This is a genomic window from Roseateles sp. GW821-FHT09G03, assembly GCF_059416045.1.
In genome coordinates, this window is record NZ_JBWKOK010000007.1 from 142,524 (window position 1) to 161,767 (window position 19,244).

Sequence of the window (19,244 nt, forward strand, 5' to 3'; positions counted from 1 at the left end):
GTGAGCGACGAACCGCTACTCACTCATGCCATTGAAGAGCAGACCGTCAACACGGGAGGATCGACCTCCTCCTTCGACGTCCCATTCCCATGACAACTCACCACCCCCTCCCCGCCAGCCGCAGCGCCTGTGCCATCGTGCTGTCCACCATGATCACCGCCGCGATCTTCGGCCTGGTCATCGTGCTGCCCGCGGCCGCGGAGACGCCCCCGATCCCCGCTCATCCGGCCGCGTCCGCAGGCCTGCACACCCGGCATGCCGGCGCCGCATCGACCCCGCACCGGCCGCCCCTCATCACGCGACTCGCCACCCGCCCGTCTTCTCCGGCCATCGACAAGACGGAGCGCCAGTACACGGCCGACGGCGACGTCCTCGAGCACCGTTCGCGCACGCTCTCGACCGTGTCGTCCGGCAAGGGGACCCTGGAGACCCGGACGGTGCTGCGTCATCACGATTCGCGGCGTGTCGGCGAACAGCGCATCGGCTCGCCCGGCATCAACTACGGCCCGTCGCGCGAACGCAGCCTGCAGGGCCGCAGCTCCGACAGTCCCACCAGCGTCGAGTCCTTCGGCTTCGGGTACACGCACAAGCTCGATTGACGCCTGCGTCGTCCAAATGAAAACGCCCCGACGGCGCGAGCCTCGGGGCGTTGTGGCTTGACGCTCGTCAGGCCGTCAGGCCGTGGCCGCGCCTGGGTTGCGCAGACGGATGTGCAGTTCGCGCAGCTGCTTCTCGTCGACGAAGGACGGCGCGCCGGTCAGCAGGCACTGCGCGCGCTGCGTCTTCGGGAACGCGATCACGTCGCGGATCGACTCGGCCTTGGTCATCAGCGTCACCAGACGGTCCAGGCCGAAGGCCAGGCCACCGTGCGGCGGCGCGCCGTACTGCAGCGCGTCCAGCAGGAAGCCGAACTTCACGCGCTGTTCCTCGGGGCTGATGTTCAGCGCCTCGAAGACCTTGGCCTGCACGTCGGCCTTGTGGATACGCACCGAACCGCCGCCCAGTTCCCAGCCGTTGAGCACCATGTCGTAGGCCTTGGCCACGCACTTGCCCGGGTCGGTGACCATCAGGTCCTCGTGACCGTCCTTCGGCGCGGTGAACGGGTGGTGCACGGCGGCCCAGCGCTTGTTCTCCTCGTCTTCCTCGAACATCGGGAAGTCGACGACCCACAGCGGCGCCCACTTGTCCTCGAACAGGCCGGAGGTCTTGCCGAACTCGCTGTGACCGATCTTCAGGCGCAGCCCGCCGATCGCGTCGTTGACGACCTTGGCCTTGTCCGCGCCGAAGAAGATCAGGTCGCCATCCTGCGCGCCGGTGCGCGACAGGATGTCCGCGACCGCCTTGTCGTGCAGGTTCTTCACGATCGGCGACTGCAGGCCCTCGCGGCCCTTGGCCACTTCGTTGACCTTGATCCAGGCCAGACCCTTGGCGCCGTAGATCTTGACGAACTCGGTGTAGCTGTCGATCTCGCCGCGGCTCATCGTCGCGCCGCCGGGCACGCGCAGCGCGACCACGCGGCCGCCGGGCGTCGTCGCCGGGCCGGAGAAGACCTTGAAGTCGACGTCGCCCATCACGTCGGTCAGTTCGGTGAACTCGAGCTTGACGCGCAGGTCCGGCTTGTCGGAGCCGAAGCGGTGCATCGCGTCCGCGTACTTCATCACCGGGTAGTCGCCCAGCTCGACGTTCAGCGCCTTGCGGAAGACGTGGCGGATCATGCCCTCGAACATCGCGCGGATCTCTTCCTCGCCCAGGAACGAGGTCTCGATGTCGATCTGCGTGAATTCGGGCTGGCGGTCGGCGCGCAGGTCCTCGTCGCGGAAGCACTTGGTGATCTGGTAGTAGCGGTCGAAGCCCGCCACCATCAGCAGCTGCTTGAACAGCTGCGGCGACTGCGGCAGCGCGAAGAACATGCCGTCATGGACACGCGACGGGACCAGGTAGTCCCGCGCGCCTTCCGGCGTGCTCTTGGTCAGCATCGGGGTCTCGATGTCGACGAAGCCGTGCTCGTCCAGGAACTTGCGCGCTTCCATGGCCACGCGGTAGCGCAGCATCAGGTTGTTCTGCATGTACGGGCGGCGCAGGTCCAGCACGCGGTGCGTCAGGCGCGTGGTCTCGGAGATGTTCTCGTCGTCCAGCGGGAAGGCCGGCGTCACCGACGGGTTCAGCACTTCCAGCTCGTGGCACAGGACTTCGACCTTGCCGCTGGCGACGTTGCTGTTCTGCTTGTCGGCCGGGCGCGCGCGCACCTTGCCGACGACCTTGATGCAGAACTCGCTGCGCACGCTCTCGGCCACCTTGAACATCTCGGGGCGGTCGGGGTCGCAGACGACCTGCACGAGGCCTTCGCGGTCGCGCAGTTCGATGAAGATGACGCCGCCGTGGTCGCGGCTGCGATGGGCCCAGCCCATCAGGGTCACGGTCTGGTCCAGCAGCTTCTCGCTGACTTGGCCGGCATAGCAGGTACGCATGGGGTTCTCCGGAAATGCTTCAGTGTTCGGGGCGGGGCTGGCGGCGCGCCTTCGGTGCGTTGTCGGCACGGGGCTCGACGACGGGCGCGGCCAGCGATTCACAAGGGCGCTGGCGGGGTCCAACGGACCCTCAGGACTGAGCGCTTGCCGGGGCGCTCAGCCCGGTCAATTTCGGGTGGCTTCGGCCGGCAGGACGATCGCGGGAGGATCCCCTTGAGGCGCCACCACCCCCATCGAGATGATGTATTTGAGCGCTTCGTCGACGCTCATCGCCAAAGGCCGCAATTGCGCCCGGGGCATCATCAGGAAGAAGCCCGAGGTGGGGTTGGGCGTCGTGGGCACGTACAGCGCCACGTGCTCGTCGGCCTCGGCGCCGCTGAGCGTGCCCAGCTGCTGGGCGACCTCGCCGCGCGGCGTGCCGGTGACGAAGGCGATGGTCCAGGAGCCCTGGTGCGGGTACGGCACCAGCACCGCCTCGCGGAAGGCGTTGCCGCTGGACGAGAACAGCGTGTCCGAGACCTGCTTGACCGAGCTGTAGATGCTCTTGACGATGGGGATCTTGTAGAGCAGCCGGTCCCACTGGCGCAGCCACCACTGGCCGAAGATGTTCGCGACGAACATGCCGGTCAGCATCAGCAGCGCCACCATGACGACCACCCCCAGGCCGGGGATGTCGTGCAGCTGCTTGAGCGATTCCTGCGCGGCCAGCGGCAGCACGGCGCCGACGGCCGACAGCAGCCAGACGAAGACGCCGTCGATCATGCCGAGCACCCAGAGCAGCACCCAGACGGTGATCGCGAGCGGGAGCCAGACCAGCAGGCCGGTGATGATGTATTTGCGCATGCCTGGGTCCGGGCTCGAGGTCAGTGGCAGGCGCAGGAGCCGCCGCAGGCCCCGCCCGACGATGCCGAGGAGGAGGCCGACGAGCCGGAAGAAGATTCGGAAGTGGCTGAAGAAGCGGACGATGCGGCCGGCGTGCCGCCCGTGCTCGAGGCCCCTTCGGCACCGGCGGCCGGCGCGGCCGCGGATGTCGCCGCGGCCGCGGTCGAGCCGCCGCGGAAGTCGGTCGCGTACCAGCCCGAGCCCTTCAGTTGGAAGCCGGCGGCGGTGACCTGCTTCGAGAAGCTCTCCGCGCCACAGGCGGGGCAGACGGTCAGCGGGGCGTCGGACAGCTTCTGCAGCACGTCTTTGGCGTGACCGCAGCCGCCACAGCGGTAGGCATAGATCGGCATGAGGGGGACAACCGGGTCAAAACCCGAAATTATATAGAGCGGCCCGGGCTCTACGCCTCGACGCCTGCCGCACCGCTCGCCGCGCCTTCCGCCCGGACACCGGCCAGCCGGTGGTGCGACCCGTGCGCATCGGCGATGGCCTGCGGTCCCAGCGACCCGATCAGCATGCCGACGATGCCCGCCAGCAGGCCCGCCAGCTGGGCCGGGAACTGCTCGCCGGCCGGCGTCATGAGGAACAGCAGCCAGGCGACCACGCCCAGCACGATCGCGAAGATCGCGCCCTGGGTGGTCGCGCGCTTCCAGTACAGGCCGAAGACCAGCGGGACGAAGGCGCCAACCAGCGTGACCTGGTAGGCGCCGGAGACCATCTCGTAGATCGACGTGCCCTGCAGCGCGATCGCGTAGCCGCAGACGCAGACCGAGAACAGCAGCACCGCGATGCGCATGGTGCGCAGTTCCTGCTTGTCCGAGACACGCGGGAAGAACTGGCGCCAGATGTTCTCGACGAAGGTCACCGACGGCGCCAGCAGCGTGGCCGAGGCGGTCGACTTCAGCGCCGACAGCAGCGCGCCGAAGAAGATCACCTGCATCACGAAGGGCATGCGGTCCATCACCAGGCGCGGGATGACCTGCTGCGGATCCTCGGCGATCAACTGCTTGGCGGCCTCCGGCATGATGATCAGCGCGCTGACGACGATGAACATCGGCACGAAGGCGAACAGGATGTAGCAGAGGCCGCCGATGACCGGACCGCGGGTCGCGGCCTTGATGTCCTTGGCCGACATCACGCGCTGGAACACGTCCTGCTGCGGGATCGAGCCCAGCATCATCGTCACGGCCGCGCCGAGGAAGAACACGATGTCGTGGAAGCTCGGCTCGGGCAGGAAGCGGAACATGTCCTGGCTGCTGGCCAGCGTGATGACCTTGTCCGCGCCGCCGGCCATGTCGGCCGCGAACCAGGCAATGATGGACAGGCCGACCACCAGGATGATCATCTGGATGAAGTCGGTCACGGCCACCGACCACATGCCGCCGAACAGCGTGTAGGCCAGGATGGACGCGGTGCCGATCATCATGCCGACGGGGATGCTGATCGCGCCGCCCGACAGCAGCTTGAACACCAGGCCCAGCGCCGTGACCTGCGCCGCCACCCAGCCGAGGTAGGACAGGATGATGATGAAGCTGCAGACCACCTCGACCACGCGGCCGTAGCGCTCGCGGTAGTAGTCGCTGATCGTCAGCAGCGTCATCCGGTAGAGCTTCGCCGCGAAGAACAGGCCCACCAGGATCAGGCACGAGCCCGCGCCGAAGGGGTCCTCGACGACGCCGTTCAGCCCCGTCTGCACGAACTTGGCCGGGATGCCCAGCACGGTCTCCGAGCCGAACCACGTCGCGAACGTCGTCGTGACGATCATCACCAGGGGCAGGTGTCGCCCGGCAATGGCGAAGTCCGCCGTGTTCTTCACCCGCCGGGCGGCCCACAGGCCGATCGCGATGGTGACTAGCAGGTAGAGGATGACCAGGGTCAGGAGCATGGCAGCGGGCCTTGGGAATGCGGGGAAGGCAAAAGTGTGGGGGTCCACACACAAAAAGGCGCGCGGATTATCCCCGGAACCCCAGCCCTTGCTGCCCCGGGTTCCTCCCGCCCCGCGAACTCCGCTTTCCGTCGCTCCTACTGATCGTTTCAGCGCCCACGCGCGCCTTGAAAGGATCAACACATGTCTTACGGAATGGGCTTCGACCCCTCCTCGCAGTTCTTCGCGAACCAGCAGACCCAGGACCAGAGCGACGACGTCGGCCAGGCCGGCCAGCAGGTCACCCGAAACAAGCAGCTGGCCGTCCTGAACCAGAAGGTGACGGACACGCGCCTCGAGGTGGCCGGCGCAATGATGAACTCGATCGACAAGGTCAGCTTCCGCTGACCCCCCGTGAGCGCCAGAGGCGCTCGTTCTTCCCCCTTGAACATCAAGAAAGGACTCTCTCATGTCTGGAGAAGTCAATCGCCTGAAAGAACAACTCGCCTATCAAACGGGCCTCAACGACGGCATGCGCCAAGGTCCCATGAGCGGCATGGGCGGCCCGCGCGGCTACTTCGGCCGCGGCATGGATTTCGCATCGAGCTTCTGCGGCTCCTTCATGGGCAGTTGCGCCGCGAACATGGCGAACTGCTTCCGCGGCTTCGGTGGCATTGGCGGGTTCGGCGGCTTCGGCTTCAGCGGTGGCTTCGGCTTCGGCGGTGGCTTCGGCCGCGGCTTCGGCTGGTGACGGCCTAGGTCGCCGACCTCCCCGCAGGGCGGCGCCGCGCGGCGCCGCCCGCTCCTGCGGCGCACGGCGCCGCGCTTCACTCCGCTACCGCCATGATCGAACTTGCTCCCGCAGCCGAACAGGCCCCCGTACCGGCCCACGTCCTTGAGAAGCGAGCCTGCATCGCCGCCTTCATGGACAGCCATCCCGACATCTTTGCCGCGCCCACGAGCGCCGGCACCTGGACCGCCTTCGCCGACCAGTCGACGCCGCCCGATGAACGCGAGGAACGCATCCTCGACCAGGCCACCGGCCGCATCGTGCAGGCCATCCGCTCCGCGCAGGACCGCACCCCCTCGGACTTCGACATGCAGTCGGCGTTCGACCTCGCCAAGGAGGAGGGCTTCGGCGAGATCGAGCCCGATCCCGCCATGATGGCGATGGCGTCGCAGGGCACTTCCCGCGACGCGTCCGGCGACGCTCCCGGCGACGCTTCCGACGACGCGCCCGACGAAGGCCTCGCCACGATGGCCCGCGCCATGTCGCTGTACAAGACCGCGGTCCAGATGGGCCTGGCCGAAGGCAGCGAACTGCACCAGACCATCGAATCGAGCTTCAGCGCCCTGCCGGCGGAAACGCCGTTCATGCAGGACCTGCTGGAAACCGCCAAGCGCATCGTGCTGATCGACCTCGATCTGGCCATGCGCCAGGACTGAACGGGGAGACGCCATGGAGATCCCCTTCGGCCCCGGCCGCAGCGTCGACGCGGTCAGCAGCAGCCCCTCCGCGCGCTCCCCGGGCGGCACCCGGTTCGCCCAGGCCGTGGACCAGGTGGCCCGCATCCAGCGCCCCCTGTCGCTGGCACTCGCCCAGGCGCGGGATCCCCAGGCCATGGCGGGTCTGGCGGCCTCGGTGGAAGCGTCCAAGGCCCGCCTGGACCACCTGCAGGACCGCATGAGACGCACCGGCGACGCCAGCATCGCCCCGTTGATCGCGCAGCAGATGCAGGAACTCGACTACCGGTCCACGCTGGTCGCCAAGGCGCTCGGCAAGATCGGGTCGACGATCAAAGAAGTCGCGACGGCCGCCTGATGAGGCGCGCCGGACGGCTTCCCGCCGCATCGATGGCCCTGGCGGCGCTGCTCGCGGGCTGCTCCGGCTCGGTCGACCTCTACACCGGGTTGAACGAGAAGGACGCCAACGAGATCACCGCGGAACTCGACCGCCACGGCCTCGATGTCGCGAAGGCGCCCGCCGGCAAGCAGCTCTTCGCCGTGCGCGTGCCGCAGGACCGGTTCGCGTCGGCAGTCGCCATCCTGCAGGCGGCCGGGCTGCCGCGCAGCGCCTTCACGCGCATGGGCGACGTGTTCAAGAAGGACGGCATGATCTCCACGCCGACCGAGGAACGCGCCCGCTTCCTCTCGGCGCTGGCCCAGGAACTCGAGAGCACGCTGTCGCAGATCGACGGCGTGGTGCTCGCGCGGGTCCACCCCGTGCTGCCGGAGCGCATCGTCCCCGGCGAACCGGTGCTGCCGTCCTCCTGCTCGATCCTGATCAAGCACGTGCCGGGCTGGGACACGGCCGCCTACGAGCCCCGCATCCGCAAGCTGGTGGTGACCAGCAATGAACCACTCCACCGAAGCCAATGACGACAACACGGATCCCGGCCAGGCCGTCGAGCAGGTCGAACTGCTCGAGCTGACGGGGCCGGCCGAACCGATCGACAAGACCGGGCAGATCGAGCCGATCGAGCCCGTGGACCCGGAGCTCGTCCGGCAACGCCAGCAACTGGTGCTGACCCACATCGTCAAGATCGCGCGGGATTCGCGCAGCGATTCCAGCAAGCTCAAACGCTTCCTGCGGCGCTACGAGCGCTCGCCGGGCGAGCTCGACGACATCATCCAGGATGCGATGCTGGAGGCGACGCGCTGCGCCGACCGCTTCCAGGCGCGCTCGTCGGTGGAGACCTGGTTCTTCGGGATCGCCGCCAACGTCGCACGCAACCACGTGGCGCGCTGCTCCAAGCGCAGCGGGCAGATGGAGAGCCTGGATGAGTCGCCCCATATGATGGACTCGGAGTCGGCGCACCGGCCGCGCGATTCCTCGATGGACGTCAGCCAGCAGGTCGCCTACCGGCAGCTCGCCGGCATCGTCGACGTGACCTTGTCCGGGCTGTCGCCGGATCTTCGCGGCACCTTCGACCTGGCCTGCCTGCAGGAAGAGTCCTACCGCGATGTCGCCGAGATCCAGGCGATCCCGATCGGCACGGTGCGATCACGCGTGAACCGGGTCCGGACCCTGCTCCGTTCGCGGCTCAAGCAGGGCTTCGCCGACTACGCGACCTGAGAGGGGCGTCTTGCGTGGGCGCTCCGCGCCGACGCTCGCCCTCAGTCGATCCAGCGCATCGCCAACTGGGTCAGCACGAGGGCGAGCATGAAGCCGCCCACGCCCCACAGCAGTGCCTGCAGCAGATGATTGGTGCGGCGCTGCTCCACCAGCAGCTGGCGCGTGAGGTCGGCATGGCCGTCCTCGGCGCGCTGGCGCAGCACCTCGTGCATCAGCCGGGGGAACTCCGGCACCATCTGCGCAAAGCGCGGTGCCTCCTTCTTCAACTGGCGCAGGAAGGCGCGCCAGCCGATCTGCTCGTCCATCCAGCGCTCGAGGAAGGGCTTGGCCGTCGCCCAGAGGTCCAGTTCAGGATCGAGCTGCCTGCCCAATCCTTCAATGTTGAGCAGCGTTTTTTGCAGCAAAACCAGCTGCGGCTGAATCTCCACGTTAAATCTGCGGGAGATCTGAAACAGGCGCATCAACACCTGACCCAGCGAAATGTCCTTCAGCGGCTTGTCGAAGTGCGGCTCGCACACGGTGCGCACCGCGCCCTCGAGTTCATCGACGCGGGTCTCGGGCGGCACCCAGCCGGATTCGATGTGCAACTCGGCGACGCGCTTGTAGTCGCGGCGGAAGAAGGCGATGAAGTTCTGCGCCAGGTAGTCCTTGTCGACCTCGGTCAGCGTGCCGATGATCCCGAAGTCCAGCGCGATGTAGCGGCCGAAGGTGGGCGCATCCAGGCTGACCTGGATGTTCCCGGGATGCATGTCGGCATGGAAGAAGCCGTCGCGGAAGACCTGCGTGAAGAAGATCGTCACGCCGTCGCGGGCCAGCTTCCGGATGTCGACGCCGGCGTCGCGCAGCCGCTCGAGCTGCGAGATCGGCACGCCGCGCATGCGCTCCATCACGATGACCTCGCTGCGGCAGAGCTCCCAGATCATCTCCGGCACCATCACCAGCTGCAGGTCCTGCATGTTGCGGCGGAGCTGGGCCGCGTTGGCGGCCTCGCGCACCAGATCCAGTTCGTCGTGCAAATAGGTGTTGAACTCCGCGACGACCTCGCGCGGCTTCAAGCGCCGGCCGTCGGCCGAGAAACGTTCCACCCAGCCGGCCAGCGTGCGCATCAGGGCCAGGTCGTCCTCGATGATGTCGAGCATGCCCGGACGCAGCACCTTGACGGCGACTTCACGCCCGTCATGCAAGGTCGCGAAGTGGACCTGCGCGATCGAGGCGCTGGCCACCGGCTCGGCGTCGAAGGTGGCGAACAGCTCCTCGATGCGGCGGCCGAAGGCGCGCTCGATCAGTTCACGCGACAGCTCGGCCGGGAACGGCGGCACGTTGTCCTGCAGCCGGGACAGTTCCTCGATCATGTCGGGCGGCACCAGGTCGCGCCGCGTGGACAGCAGCTGGCCGAACTTGACGAAGATCGGCCCGAGCCGCTCCAGCGCGAGCCGCAGGCGCATGCCGCGGGGCTGGTCCCAGGCGCGGCCGACCGTGATCAGCCGGCGCAGGAAGCGGAACCGGCGGCGCTTGAGCGTGGACAGCGCCAGCTCGTCCAGCCCGTGCCGGTAGAGGGTCCAGACGATGACCAGCAGGCGGGACAGGTACCTCATGCCCCGTCCTCGTTCCGGGACGGGCTCATGCCCGGCCTTGGCCGTCGGGCATGAAGCGGCCCGCCGTGCGGGCCAGCGCCGCCATCGCCGCGGCGGCGGCGCGGCCGAAGCGGCCCAGCTGGTGCGCCACGGCCGGGCCGGTGATGGCCGCCAGGTCGTCCTCGACGTCCCAGCGCACGTGATCGATCAGCCAGTTGAAGTCGCCGGCGAGTTGCGCGTCGCCCTGCACCCGCACCTCCGGACGCGCGCCCGACAGCGCCGCGAAGGCGGCCGCGGCAGGGTTGGAGGCGTCCAGCTCGATGAGCAGGTCCGCTTCTTGCCTAGGGGCATCCTCGTCGCCCATCCGTTCCAGAAGACCGGCCGGGGTGACACGCAGGCGCAGATCCGGTGCGGCCGGCAGCATCGCCGGCCAGCCGGCCAGGCGCAGTCGCAATGTCTTGCCCGTGTGCGGGGCCAGGCGCGCGGTGGCGACGGGCTCGCGGGACATGACATGGTTGAGCAACAGCGTGATGCGATCCTGGACCGCGGGGGCGAGGAGCTTGGACCATTCTTGAAGCATGGGGCGGATTGTAGGCAGGCCGCGAGAGCGGTCCGGCCACGGGGGAACCGGTGACAAGCTAGGGGGTCCCGTTACGAGTCCGTGCAGGTTATTGAGCGAGAATTTCCGGCTCTGGCCGGGGAAGGACCACTGGGTGATGTTTGAGGACCGAAATTACAAGAGAACCTTCTACAGCGCGCCGCAGTCGGTCCAATCCTTCATCGCGGCCTTCCTGGAACCGACGCTGATCGTCCTGGTCTACCTGATGCTGCTGGCCTGGTTCGGCGAGCCGGTCATGCGCTCCACCTACACGCTGTGCATGCTGGTGTTCGCGCTGACCTTCCCGGGCCGCAACCGCTTCGCCGATCACCCCGCGAGCGCCGTCACCGACATCGTCGGCTCCTGGCTGATGCTGCTGCTGATCCTGGGCATGTTCGCCTACGCGACCAGCAGCTTCCATTACTTCGAGCGGCCGGTGCTGCTGTGGTGGGCGCTGCTGACGCCGCTGGCGCAGATCGTCGCGGTCGAGATCGGCCGGCGCGTGCTGCGCTGGCGCTCGCGCCAGCCGTGGATCCGGCGCACCGCGGTGATCATCGGCGCGGGACCGCTGGGCGCGAAGGTGGCGCGGGCGCTGCAGTTCGGCAGCGTCGGCGGCGCCGACTGCCTGGGCTTCTTCGAGGACCGCACCGACGACCGGCTGCACCCCGACTGCCTGGGCCGCGTGCTGGGCACGCTGCCGCAGCTGAGCGACTACGTCCGCGCGCACGGCGTGCGCGAGGTCTACATCACGCTGCCGCTGGGCTCGCAGCCGCGCATCCTGCGCCTGCTGGAGCAGTTGCAGGGCACGACCGCCTCGCTGTTCTTCGTGCCCGACGTCTTCGGCATCAGCATCATCCAGGGCCGGCTGCAGGACCTGAACGGCGTGCCCGTCGTCGGCATCCTGGAGACGCCCTTCACCGGCGTGAACGAGGTCGTCAAGCGGATCAGCGACATCGTGCTGGCCGCGCTGATCCTGGTGCTGATCTCGCCGATCCTGCTGATGCTGGCCGTCGGCGTGAAGCTCAGCTCGCCGGGACCGGTGATCTTCAAGCAGCGCCGCAACGGCCTGGACGGCGAGGAGATCATGGTCTACAAGTTCCGCTCGATGCGCTCGATGGACAACGGCGCCGTCGTGAAGCAGGCGACCAAGGGCGACCCGCGCATCACGCCGTTCGGCGCCTTCATCCGCAAGACCTCGCTGGACGAGCTGCCGCAGTTCATCAACGTGCTGCAGGGGCGCATGAGCATCGTCGGTCCGCGCCCGCACGCGGTCGCGCACAACGAGGAATACCGCCAGATCATCAAGGCCTACATGGTCCGCCACAAGGTCAAGCCGGGCATCACCGGCTGGGCGCAGGTCAACGGCCTGCGCGGCGAGACGGACACCGTGGACAAGATGAAGGCGCGCGTCGAATACGATCTCGAATACCTCCGCAACTGGTCGCTGGGACTGGATCTCCAGATCATCGTCCGGACCGTCCGGCTGATGCTGTTCGATCGCCATGCCTATTGACGACAAGAAGGGGACCCCATCGATGAAGCGACTCCACCGCCTGCCGTTGCCGTTCGTGCTGCTGGCCTCCGCGACCCTGGCCGCGCCCTGCTGGGCACAGAGCGACGCCGGCAGCCCCTGGTACGTCGGCGGCTCGCTGGGCCACTACTACACCAGCAACGTGTTCCGTTCCGCCTCCGGCGAGAACAGCGACCGGCTGACCTCGGTCAGCCTGCTGGGCGGCGTCGACCAGCGCCTGGGCCGCCAGCGCGTCTACGGCAACCTGCGGCTCAACGACACCCGCTACAACGACAACAGCCGGCTCAACAACAACGGCTACGACCTGGGCGGCGGCGTCAACTGGGAGACCGTGGGCAACCTGTCGGGCACGCTGGAGTACACCCGCAAGCGCACGCTGGCCGACTTCAACAGCACCACCGCCGTCGCGCCCACGACCGAGAAAAACCTGCAGACCGACCAGAGCGCCACCGCGACCGCGCGGCTGGGCCTGCCGACGCTGAGCTCGTACTCGATCGAGGCCTCCTGGATCCACCGCGCGCGGGACTATTCGCTGTCGGTCTTCGACACGCAGGAGTTCCGGCAGGACGCGCAGTCGCTGGGCCTGCTCTACAACGCCAGCAGCGCGTGGCGCTTCGGCATCGCGGGCCGCTACACGAAGGGCAAGGTGCCGTTCAACGGCTTCGAGTACGACCGCAAGGACATCGACCTCACCGCGCTGTGGCGCGCCACCGGCTCCAGCAACCTGAACGCGCGCATCAGCCGCAGCACCTCCGACAGCTTCAGCGGCGTCACCGGCGCGCTGAACTGGGAATGGCGCCCGGGCGGCCGCTGGTCGATGAGCACGCAGTTCTCGCGCGACACCGGCATCGAGACCTACTACCAGGGCATCACCAACGGCGTGTCCGACTTCAACCGCGTGCAGACGGCGGTGCAGACGCAGTTCAACTACCAGCTCACCGGCAAGCTCACCGCGCAGCTGGGCGCCGGCTACACGCGCCTGAACCGTCACGACGACCAGTTCGGCACCAGCTACAAGGACAACACCAAGCAGTACAGCCTGGGCCTGGCCTGGCAGGCGCTGCGCAACGTCACGGTGGGCTGCCAGTACAGCCACCAGAGCCGCGACACCACCAACGTGCTCTACGCCTACGACGCCAACACCGCCGGCTGCTACGTGCAGGGGATGATCCGTTGACCGGTCGACCCCTCGCCCCGCCGCCCGGCGCATACTGACCGCCCCGCCCTCCGATCCACCGCCACCTTCCCGCGCGCGACCCGCGCGAGCCCCGATTCCATGGCCAACGAGACCATCCTGCTGACCGGCGCGACCGGCTACATCGCCTCCCACACCTGGCTCGCGCTGCAGGCGGCGGGTTATCGCGTGGTCGGCGTGGACAACTTCAGCAACAGCTCGCCGAAGGTGCTGGAGCGCCTGACCGAGCTCAGCGGCCAGACGCCGCTGTTCGAGAAGCTCGACGTCTGCGACGGCGCGGCGCTGGACGCGGTCTTCAGCGAGTACCAGCCGGCGGCCGTGGTGCACTTCGCCGCCTACAAGGCGGTCGGCGAATCGACGACCAAGCCGCTGAGCTACTACCGCAACAACCTCGACGGCCTGCTGACCGTGTGCGAGACGATGCGCCGGCACGACTGCAAGCGCATCGTGTTCTCGTCGAGCGCGACCGTCTACGGTCAGCCGAAGACGCTGCCGCTGCGCGAGGACGCGGACCTGATGGCCGTGAACCCCTACGGCGCGACCAAGCTGATCGGCGAAGGCATCCTGCGCGACCTCGGCGCCGCCGACCCGCGCTGGCAGACCGCCTGCCTGCGCTACTTCAACCCGGTCGGCGCGCACGAGAGCGGCCGCATCGGCGAGGACCCGCGCGGCATCCCCAACAACCTGATGCCCTACGTGACGCAGGTGGCCGTGGGCCGGCGCGCGAAGCTGTCGGTCTTCGGCGACGACTACGACACCCCCGACGGCACCGGCGTGCGCGACTACATCCACGTCGTCGACCTGGCCGAGGGCCATGTCGCGGCGCTGGACTTCCTGCTGCGCGGCGACGAGTCGATCTGGGTCAATCTCGGCACCGGCCGCGGCTACAGCGTGCTGGAGCTGGTCGACGCCTTCGCCGCCGCCAGCGGCCGGGAGATCCCGTACGAGATCGTCGCCCGCCGTCCCGGCGACGTCGCTGCCTGCTACGCCGATCCGGCGCTGGCGCGCGAGAAGCTGGGCTGGACCGCCCGCCACGACCTGGCCCGCATGTGCGAGGACAGCTGGCGCTGGCAGTCGGCCAATCCCAACGGCTTCGAGGGCTGAGCGCCCCGCCCCGACGACAATCTTCTTTTCCCGTTCAACACAGGCCAGGCCCGACGCGGCCGGCGCAAGACCCAGAGGGAGCAGTACCTTGAGCAAGACCCCGAGCCAGATCGATGTGCAACCGGTGATCATGGCGGGCGGCAGCGGAACGCGGCTGTGGCCGCTGTCGCGCGCCGGCTACCCCAAGCAGTTCCTCGTGCTGAACGGCAATACCAGCCTGTTCCAGCAGGCGGCGGAACGCCTGGCCGCGCTCTCCGCGGAAGACATCGCGGTGAAGGCGCCGATCATCGTCGGCAACGAGGAGCACCGCTTCATGGTGCTGGACCAGCTGCGTGAACAGAAGCTCTCGCCCGGCGCCGTCGTGCTGGAGCCGGTGGGCCGCAACACCGCGCCGGCCATCACGCTGGCCGCGCTGCAGGCGATCGAGGGCGGCGCGGATCCGGTGCTGGTCGTGACCCCGGCGGACCAGACCGTCGTCGACGGCCCCGCCTTCACCGCCGCGCTGCAGGACGCCGTGCGTCAGGCCAGGGACGGCGCGATCGTGATCCTGGGCATCACCCCCGACCGTCCGGAAACCGGCTACGGCTACATCCGCGCCGGCGCCGAAGGCGCGGGCCTGCGCGTCGAGGCCTTCGTCGAGAAGCCCGACGCCGCGACCGCGCAGAAGTACGTGGACCAGGGCGGCTACTACTGGAACAGCGGCATGTTCGTGCTGCGCGCCAGCGTCTGGCTGCAGGCCCTGCAGCAGTTCCGTCCCGACATCGACCAGGCCACGCGCGTCGCCTTCGACGGCAAGGCGGTGGACGGTTCCTTCGTGCGTCCGGCCAAGGACGCCTTCGCCGCCGTGCCGTCGGAATCGATCGACTACGCCGTGATGGAGCGCTGCCCCGGCAGCCCGATCGCGCTGCGCATGGTGCCGCTGGACGCGGGCTGGAACGACCTGGGCGCGTGGGAAGCGGTCTGGCAGGTGGCGGACAAGGACGAGTCCGGCAACGCCAGCCGCGGCGACGCGATCATCGCGGACAGCCGCAACACGCTGGTCCATGCCACCAGCCGGCTGGTGTCGGCGGTGGGGCTGGACAACATCGTCGTCGTCGAGACGCCGGACGCGGTGCTGGTCGCCGACCGCAGCAAGAGCCAGGACGTCAAGAAGATCGTCAACCAGCTGACCGCCACCCAGCGCGGGGAGCAGAACCTGCACCGCAAGGTGCACCGTCCCTGGGGCTGGTACGACAGCATCGACATGGGCGAGCGCTTCCAGGTCAAGCGCATCATGGTCAAGCCCGGCGCCTCGCTGAGCCTGCAGATGCACCACCACCGCGCGGAGCACTGGATCGTCGTGCAGGGCACGGCCGAGATCGTCAACGGCGACAAGACCCTGCTGCTGACCGAGAACCAGTCCACCTACATCCCGCTGGGCCAGGTGCATCGCCTGTCCAACCCGGGCAAGGTGCCGCTGGAGATCATCGAGGTCCAGTCCGGCTCCTACCTGGGCGAGGACGACATCGTGCGCTACCAGGACACCTACGGCCGGAACTGATGGATCCACTGACCCCCACCCCGGGGGGACGCGATGGGCGGCGACACGAAAGTCGGATGAAAGTCGGATACAAAGCCGTCCTCGGAAAGAACAGGAGAAGGCCGTGTCCGTGATCGCCGTCGTCGGGTTGGGATATGTGGGACTGCCGCTGGTGGTCGAATTCGGCAAGCACGGCCGCACGATCGGGTTCGACATCGCGGTGGACAAGGTCGAGAAATGCCGCGCCGGTACCGACCCCTCGCGTGAACTGAGCGACGAGGAGGTCCGGGCCGCCGTCCACGCCGAGTACCACAGCGACCCGGCCTGCCTGGCCGAGGCCGACGTGATCATCGTCGCCGTGCCGACGCCGGTCGACGAGGCCCACATCCCCGACTTCAGGCCGCTGATCGGTTCCTCGACCAGCGTCGGGCGCCACATGAAGCGCGGCGCGGTCGTCGTCTACGAATCGACCGTCTATCCCGGCGCGACCGAGGAGGTCTGCATCCCCGTGCTGGAACGCGAATCCGGCCTGAAGTGGAAGCAGGACTTCTTCGTCGGCTACAGCCCGGAGCGCATCAACCCGGGCGACAAGGACCACACGCTGACGAAGATCCTGAAGATCGTCTCCGGCGACTCGCCCGAGACGCTGGACATCGTCGCGAAGACCTACGAGAAGATCATCGTCCCCGGCGTGCACCGCGCGTCCAGCATCAAGACGGCGGAAGCCGCCAAGGTCATCGAGAACACCCAGCGCGACCTGAACATCGCGCTGATGAACGAACTGGCGATCATCTTCGAGCGCATCGGCCTGGACACCTCCGAGGTGCTGGAAGCGGCGGGCACGAAGTGGAACTTCCTGAAGTTCAAGCCGGGCCTGGTCGGCGGCCACTGCATCGGCGTGGACCCGTACTACCTGACCCACAAGGCCGACATGCTGGGCTACCACCCGCAGGTGATCCTGGCGGGGCGGCGCATCAACGACGGCATGGGCAAGTTCATCGCGGAGCAGACCATCAAGCAGATGATCGCCGCGGGCTCCCACGTCAAGGGCGCCAAGGTCAACGTGCTGGGCCTGACCTTCAAGGAGGACTGCGGCGACCTGCGCAACTCCAAGGTGATCGACATCATCCAGGAACTGCGCAGCTACGGCGTCGAGGTCTTCGTGACCGACCCCGCCGCCGAGGCCGACGAGGCGATGCACGAATACGGCGTGCAGCTGCACGCCTATGAGGACCTGCCGCGCGCCGATGCGATCGTGGCCGCGGTCGCCCATCGCGAGTACAAGGCGCTGGGCGCCGCCGACCTCGCCGGCAAGCTGGTCGAGGGCGGGGCCTTCATCGACGTGAAGGCGGCGTTTAGCAGCGACAATCTGCGCGCGGCCGGCCTGCGGGTCTGGCGGCTGTGACAGCGGACGGCGCTCCGGCGCCGGCGCTTCAAGTTCCATTTCAGACGATCCGCGCGGATCGCAGACATTCCAGGGAAGTTTCATGACGATCCTCGTCACCGGCGGCGCCGGTTTCATCGGCAGCAATTTCGTGCTCGACTGGTTCAAGACCTCCGACGAACCGGTGGTCAACCTCGACGCCCTCACCTACGCGGGCAACCTCGAGAACCTGGCCTCGCTGAAGGATGATGCGCGCCACGTCTTCGTGCAGGGCGACATCTGCGATCGCGCGCTCGTCGACCAGTTGCTCGCCACGCACCGGCCGCGCGCGATCGTGCACTTCGCGGCCGAGTCGCACGTCGACCGCTCCATCCACGGTCCCGGCGCCTTCATGCGCACCAACGTCGAGGGCACCTTCACGCTGCTCGAGGCGGCGCGGGCGTTCTGGTCCGCGCTCGAGGGCGACGCGAAAGCGGCCTTCCGCTTCCACCACGTCTCGACCGACGAGGTCTACGGCTCGCTGAAGGCCGAGGACCCGCCCTTCGCCGAGACGAACGCGTACGAGCCCAACAGCCCGTACTCCGCGTCCAAGGCCGCCAGCGACCACCTGGTGCGCGCCTGGCACCACACCTACGGCCTCCCGGTGGTCACGACCAACTGCAGCAACAACTACGGCCCGTACCATTTCCCCGAGAAGCTGATCCCGCTGATGATCGTCAACGCGCTGGCCGGCAAGCCGCTGCCCGTGTACGGCGACGGCCAGCAGATCCGCGACTGGCTCTACGTCACCGACCACTGCTCCGGCATCCGCGCGGTGCTGGCCGGCGGCACGCTGGGCGAGACCTACAACATCGGCGGCTGGAACGAGCAGGCCAACATCGACATCGTGAAGACGGTGTGCGCGCTGCTCGACGAGCTGCGCCCCGATCCCGCCGGCCCGTATGCCCGCCTGATCACCTACGTCAAGGACCGTCCCGGCCATGATCGCCGCTACGCGATCGACGCCCGCAAGATCGAGCGCGACCTGGGCTGGCGCCCCGCCGAGACCTTCGAGACCGGCATCCGCAAGACGGTGCAGTGGTACCTCGCCAACGAGGAATGGTCCTCGCGCGTGCTCTCGGGCGCGTACCGCGAGTGGGTGTCCAAGCAGTACGGTGGCTGAGTCATGAAAGTTCTGCTGCTCGGAAAGAACGGCCAGCTCGGTTGGGAACTTCAACGCGCCCTCGCCCCGCTGGGTGAACTGGTCGCGCTGGACCGCAGCGAAGGCGGCGACCTCGGCGACAGCGACACGCTGCGCGCCACGGTGCGCCGCGTCGCGCCGGACGTCATCGTCAATGCCGCGGCCTACACCGCCGTCGACAAGGCCGAGAGCGAGCCGGAAGCCGCCCGCCAGATCAACGCCCTCGCGACCGGCGTGCTGGCTGAAGAGGCCAAGGCGCTCGGCGCGCTGCTGGTCCATTACTCGACCGACTACGTCTTCGACGGCGCCGGCAACGACTGGCGTTTCGAGGACGCGCCCACCGGTCCGCTGAGCATTTACGGCAAGACCAAGCTCGAGGGCGAGCAGTCGATCGCCGCCGCCGGCGCGGACGCGCTGGTGCTGCGCACCAGCTGGGTCTACGCGGCGCGCGGCGGCAACTTCGCCAAGACGATGCTGCGCCTGGCTTCCGAGCGCGAGCAGCTGAAGGTCGTCGCCGACCAGATCGGCGCGCCGACCGGCGCGGATCTGCTGGCCGATGTCACCGCGCACCTGATCCGCGCCACGCTGAAGGACCGCGCGCTGTGCGGCACCTACCACGCGGTCGCCAGCGGCGAGACCAGCTGGCACCAGTACGCGCAGCACGTGCTGACGCGCGCGCGGGACAAGGGCGTGACGCTGAAGGTCCAGCCCGAGCAGGTCGAGGCCCTGGCCAGCAGCGCCTACCCGACGCCGGCCCCGCGCCCGCTGAATTCGCGCCTGGACAACCACAAGCTGCAGGACCGTTTCGGCCTGGTGCTGCCGCACTGGCAGACCGGCGTGGACCGGCTGCTCGACGAGATCCTGTGATC

20 protein-coding genes are annotated in these 19,244 nt (G+C 68.2%); 14 read left to right on the plus strand and 6 right to left on the minus strand.

The features are described 5' to 3' along the window. Positions 1 to 89 precede the first annotated feature (89 nt). The gene (locus AC07OZ_RS23635; protein WP_495469512.1) at positions 90 to 599 is read left to right on the plus strand and encodes a hypothetical protein; all 510 of its coding nucleotides are present in this window, start codon (positions 90 to 92) and stop codon (positions 597 to 599) included. Between the two features lie 75 nt (positions 600 to 674). On the opposite strand, the gene aspS is transcribed toward AC07OZ_RS23635, so the two are convergent. From aspS to AC07OZ_RS23655, 4 genes are all read right to left on the minus strand, one after another. Then, positions 675 to 2,468: an aspartate--tRNA ligase gene (aspS, locus tag AC07OZ_RS23640; protein ID WP_495469513.1), complete on the minus strand. Its 1,794-nt coding sequence runs from the start codon at positions 2,466 to 2,468 to the stop codon at positions 675 to 677. A 165-nt stretch (positions 2,469 to 2,633) separates the two neighbouring features. Beyond that, positions 2,634 to 3,311, minus strand: a complete 678-nt coding sequence (locus tag AC07OZ_RS23645) for a DUF502 domain-containing protein (RefSeq protein WP_495469514.1) — start codon at positions 3,309 to 3,311, stop codon at positions 2,634 to 2,636. A 20-nt stretch (positions 3,312 to 3,331) separates the two neighbouring features. After that, the gene (locus tag AC07OZ_RS23650) at positions 3,332 to 3,700 is read right to left on the minus strand and encodes an FmdB family zinc ribbon protein (RefSeq protein WP_495469515.1); all 369 of its coding nucleotides are present in this window, start codon (positions 3,698 to 3,700) and stop codon (positions 3,332 to 3,334) included. A gap of 50 nt (positions 3,701 to 3,750) precedes the next feature. After that, positions 3,751 to 5,235, minus strand: a complete 1,485-nt coding sequence (locus tag AC07OZ_RS23655; protein ID WP_495469516.1) for a high affinity choline transporter 1 — start codon at positions 5,233 to 5,235, stop codon at positions 3,751 to 3,753. Between the two features lie 183 nt (positions 5,236 to 5,418). Between AC07OZ_RS23655 and AC07OZ_RS23660 the strand changes: the two genes are divergently transcribed. From AC07OZ_RS23660 to AC07OZ_RS23685, 6 genes are all read left to right on the plus strand, one after another. Continuing rightward, positions 5,419 to 5,622: a hypothetical protein gene (locus tag AC07OZ_RS23660; protein ID WP_495469517.1), complete on the plus strand. Its 204-nt coding sequence runs from the start codon at positions 5,419 to 5,421 to the stop codon at positions 5,620 to 5,622. 61 nt (positions 5,623 to 5,683) lie between these two features. Next, positions 5,684 to 5,965, plus strand: coding sequence for a hypothetical protein (locus AC07OZ_RS23665; RefSeq protein WP_495469518.1), 282 nt, complete (start codon positions 5,684 to 5,686; stop codon positions 5,963 to 5,965). A 92-nt stretch (positions 5,966 to 6,057) separates the two neighbouring features. Then, positions 6,058 to 6,660, plus strand: coding sequence for a hypothetical protein (locus AC07OZ_RS23670; protein ID WP_495469519.1), 603 nt, complete (start codon positions 6,058 to 6,060; stop codon positions 6,658 to 6,660). 13 nt (positions 6,661 to 6,673) lie between these two features. Continuing rightward, positions 6,674 to 7,036, plus strand: a complete 363-nt coding sequence (locus tag AC07OZ_RS23675) for a hypothetical protein (protein ID WP_495469520.1) — start codon at positions 6,674 to 6,676, stop codon at positions 7,034 to 7,036. Then, a complete protein-coding gene (gene sctJ, locus AC07OZ_RS23680) occupies positions 7,036 to 7,593 on the plus strand; it encodes a type III secretion system inner membrane ring lipoprotein SctJ (protein WP_495469521.1) in 558 nt (185 codons plus the stop codon). Before AC07OZ_RS23675 ends, sctJ begins: the two co-directional genes overlap by 1 nt. Continuing rightward, positions 7,568 to 8,290 (plus strand): sigma-70 family RNA polymerase sigma factor, encoded by a 723-nt coding sequence (locus tag AC07OZ_RS23685; RefSeq protein ID WP_495469522.1) that lies wholly within the window; start codon positions 7,568 to 7,570, stop codon positions 8,288 to 8,290. Before sctJ ends, AC07OZ_RS23685 begins: the two co-directional genes overlap by 26 nt. A 41-nt stretch (positions 8,291 to 8,331) precedes the next feature. Here the strand turns inward: AC07OZ_RS23685 and ubiB are convergent, their stop codons facing one another. Continuing rightward, entirely contained in the window at positions 8,332 to 9,885 is a 1,554-nt protein-coding gene (ubiB, locus tag AC07OZ_RS23690; protein WP_495469523.1) for a ubiquinone biosynthesis regulatory protein kinase UbiB, read from the minus strand. A 25-nt stretch (positions 9,886 to 9,910) separates the two neighbouring features. Next, positions 9,911 to 10,444: a hypothetical protein gene (locus AC07OZ_RS23695; protein ID WP_495469524.1), complete on the minus strand. Its 534-nt coding sequence runs from the start codon at positions 10,442 to 10,444 to the stop codon at positions 9,911 to 9,913. A gap of 136 nt (positions 10,445 to 10,580) precedes the next feature. On the opposite strand from AC07OZ_RS23695, the gene AC07OZ_RS23700 reads away from it, so the two are divergent. The 7 genes from AC07OZ_RS23700 (at position 10,581) to rfbD (ending at position 19,242) form a co-directional block, all read left to right on the plus strand. Further along, positions 10,581 to 11,975, plus strand: coding sequence for an undecaprenyl-phosphate glucose phosphotransferase (locus AC07OZ_RS23700; RefSeq protein WP_495469525.1), 1,395 nt, complete (start codon positions 10,581 to 10,583; stop codon positions 11,973 to 11,975). Between the two features lie 22 nt (positions 11,976 to 11,997). Then, positions 11,998 to 13,170: a porin family protein gene (locus tag AC07OZ_RS23705; protein ID WP_495469526.1), complete on the plus strand. Its 1,173-nt coding sequence runs from the start codon at positions 11,998 to 12,000 to the stop codon at positions 13,168 to 13,170. Between the two features lie 99 nt (positions 13,171 to 13,269). Continuing rightward, entirely contained in the window at positions 13,270 to 14,292 is a 1,023-nt protein-coding gene (gene galE / locus AC07OZ_RS23710) for a UDP-glucose 4-epimerase GalE (RefSeq protein ID WP_495469527.1), read from the plus strand. A gap of 130 nt (positions 14,293 to 14,422) precedes the next feature. Further along, on the plus strand, positions 14,423 to 15,832 hold the full coding sequence (locus AC07OZ_RS23715) for a mannose-1-phosphate guanylyltransferase/mannose-6-phosphate isomerase (protein WP_495469668.1): 1,410 nt from the start codon (positions 14,423 to 14,425) through the stop codon (positions 15,830 to 15,832). Between the two features lie 103 nt (positions 15,833 to 15,935). Beyond that, positions 15,936 to 17,216, plus strand: coding sequence for a nucleotide sugar dehydrogenase (locus tag AC07OZ_RS23720; protein WP_495469528.1), 1,281 nt, complete (start codon positions 15,936 to 15,938; stop codon positions 17,214 to 17,216). 82 nt (positions 17,217 to 17,298) lie between these two features. Then, on the plus strand, positions 17,299 to 18,357 hold the full coding sequence (gene rfbB, locus AC07OZ_RS23725; RefSeq protein WP_495469529.1) for a dTDP-glucose 4,6-dehydratase: 1,059 nt from the start codon (positions 17,299 to 17,301) through the stop codon (positions 18,355 to 18,357). Between the two features lie 3 nt (positions 18,358 to 18,360). Then, the gene (gene rfbD, locus AC07OZ_RS23730; protein WP_495469530.1) at positions 18,361 to 19,242 is read left to right on the plus strand and encodes a dTDP-4-dehydrorhamnose reductase; all 882 of its coding nucleotides are present in this window, start codon (positions 18,361 to 18,363) and stop codon (positions 19,240 to 19,242) included. The last annotated feature ends 2 nt before the right edge of the window (positions 19,243 to 19,244 follow it).

Excerpts from the sequence above, each read along its gene's own strand:
- AC07OZ_RS23635 (WP_495469512.1), top strand. The coding sequence starts at position 90 with ATGACAACTCACCACCCCCTCCCCGCCAGCCGCAGCGCCTGTGCCATC.
- aspS (WP_495469513.1), bottom strand. The coding sequence starts at position 2,468 with ATGCGTACCTGCTATGCCGGCCAAGTCAGCGAGAAGCTGCTGGACCAG.
- AC07OZ_RS23645 (WP_495469514.1), bottom strand. The coding sequence starts at position 3,311 with ATGCGCAAATACATCATCACCGGCCTGCTGGTCTGGCTCCCGCTCGCG.
- AC07OZ_RS23650 (WP_495469515.1), bottom strand. The coding sequence starts at position 3,700 with ATGCCGATCTATGCCTACCGCTGTGGCGGCTGCGGTCACGCCAAAGAC.
- AC07OZ_RS23655 (WP_495469516.1), bottom strand. The coding sequence starts at position 5,235 with ATGCTCCTGACCCTGGTCATCCTCTACCTGCTAGTCACCATCGCGATC.
- AC07OZ_RS23660 (WP_495469517.1), top strand. The coding sequence starts at position 5,419 with ATGTCTTACGGAATGGGCTTCGACCCCTCCTCGCAGTTCTTCGCGAAC.
- AC07OZ_RS23665 (WP_495469518.1), top strand. The coding sequence starts at position 5,684 with ATGTCTGGAGAAGTCAATCGCCTGAAAGAACAACTCGCCTATCAAACG.
- AC07OZ_RS23670 (WP_495469519.1), top strand. The coding sequence starts at position 6,058 with ATGATCGAACTTGCTCCCGCAGCCGAACAGGCCCCCGTACCGGCCCAC.
- AC07OZ_RS23675 (WP_495469520.1), top strand. The coding sequence starts at position 6,674 with ATGGAGATCCCCTTCGGCCCCGGCCGCAGCGTCGACGCGGTCAGCAGC.
- sctJ (WP_495469521.1), top strand. The coding sequence starts at position 7,036 with ATGAGGCGCGCCGGACGGCTTCCCGCCGCATCGATGGCCCTGGCGGCG.
- AC07OZ_RS23685 (WP_495469522.1), top strand. The coding sequence starts at position 7,568 with ATGAACCACTCCACCGAAGCCAATGACGACAACACGGATCCCGGCCAG.
- ubiB (WP_495469523.1), bottom strand. The coding sequence starts at position 9,885 with ATGAGGTACCTGTCCCGCCTGCTGGTCATCGTCTGGACCCTCTACCGG.
- AC07OZ_RS23695 (WP_495469524.1), bottom strand. The coding sequence starts at position 10,444 with ATGCTTCAAGAATGGTCCAAGCTCCTCGCCCCCGCGGTCCAGGATCGC.
- AC07OZ_RS23700 (WP_495469525.1), top strand. The coding sequence starts at position 10,581 with ATGTTTGAGGACCGAAATTACAAGAGAACCTTCTACAGCGCGCCGCAG.
- AC07OZ_RS23705 (WP_495469526.1), top strand. The coding sequence starts at position 11,998 with ATGAAGCGACTCCACCGCCTGCCGTTGCCGTTCGTGCTGCTGGCCTCC.
- galE (WP_495469527.1), top strand. The coding sequence starts at position 13,270 with ATGGCCAACGAGACCATCCTGCTGACCGGCGCGACCGGCTACATCGCC.
- AC07OZ_RS23715 (WP_495469668.1), top strand. The coding sequence starts at position 14,423 with ATGGCGGGCGGCAGCGGAACGCGGCTGTGGCCGCTGTCGCGCGCCGGC.
- rfbB (WP_495469529.1), top strand. The coding sequence starts at position 17,299 with ATGACGATCCTCGTCACCGGCGGCGCCGGTTTCATCGGCAGCAATTTC.
- rfbD (WP_495469530.1), top strand. The coding sequence starts at position 18,361 with ATGAAAGTTCTGCTGCTCGGAAAGAACGGCCAGCTCGGTTGGGAACTT.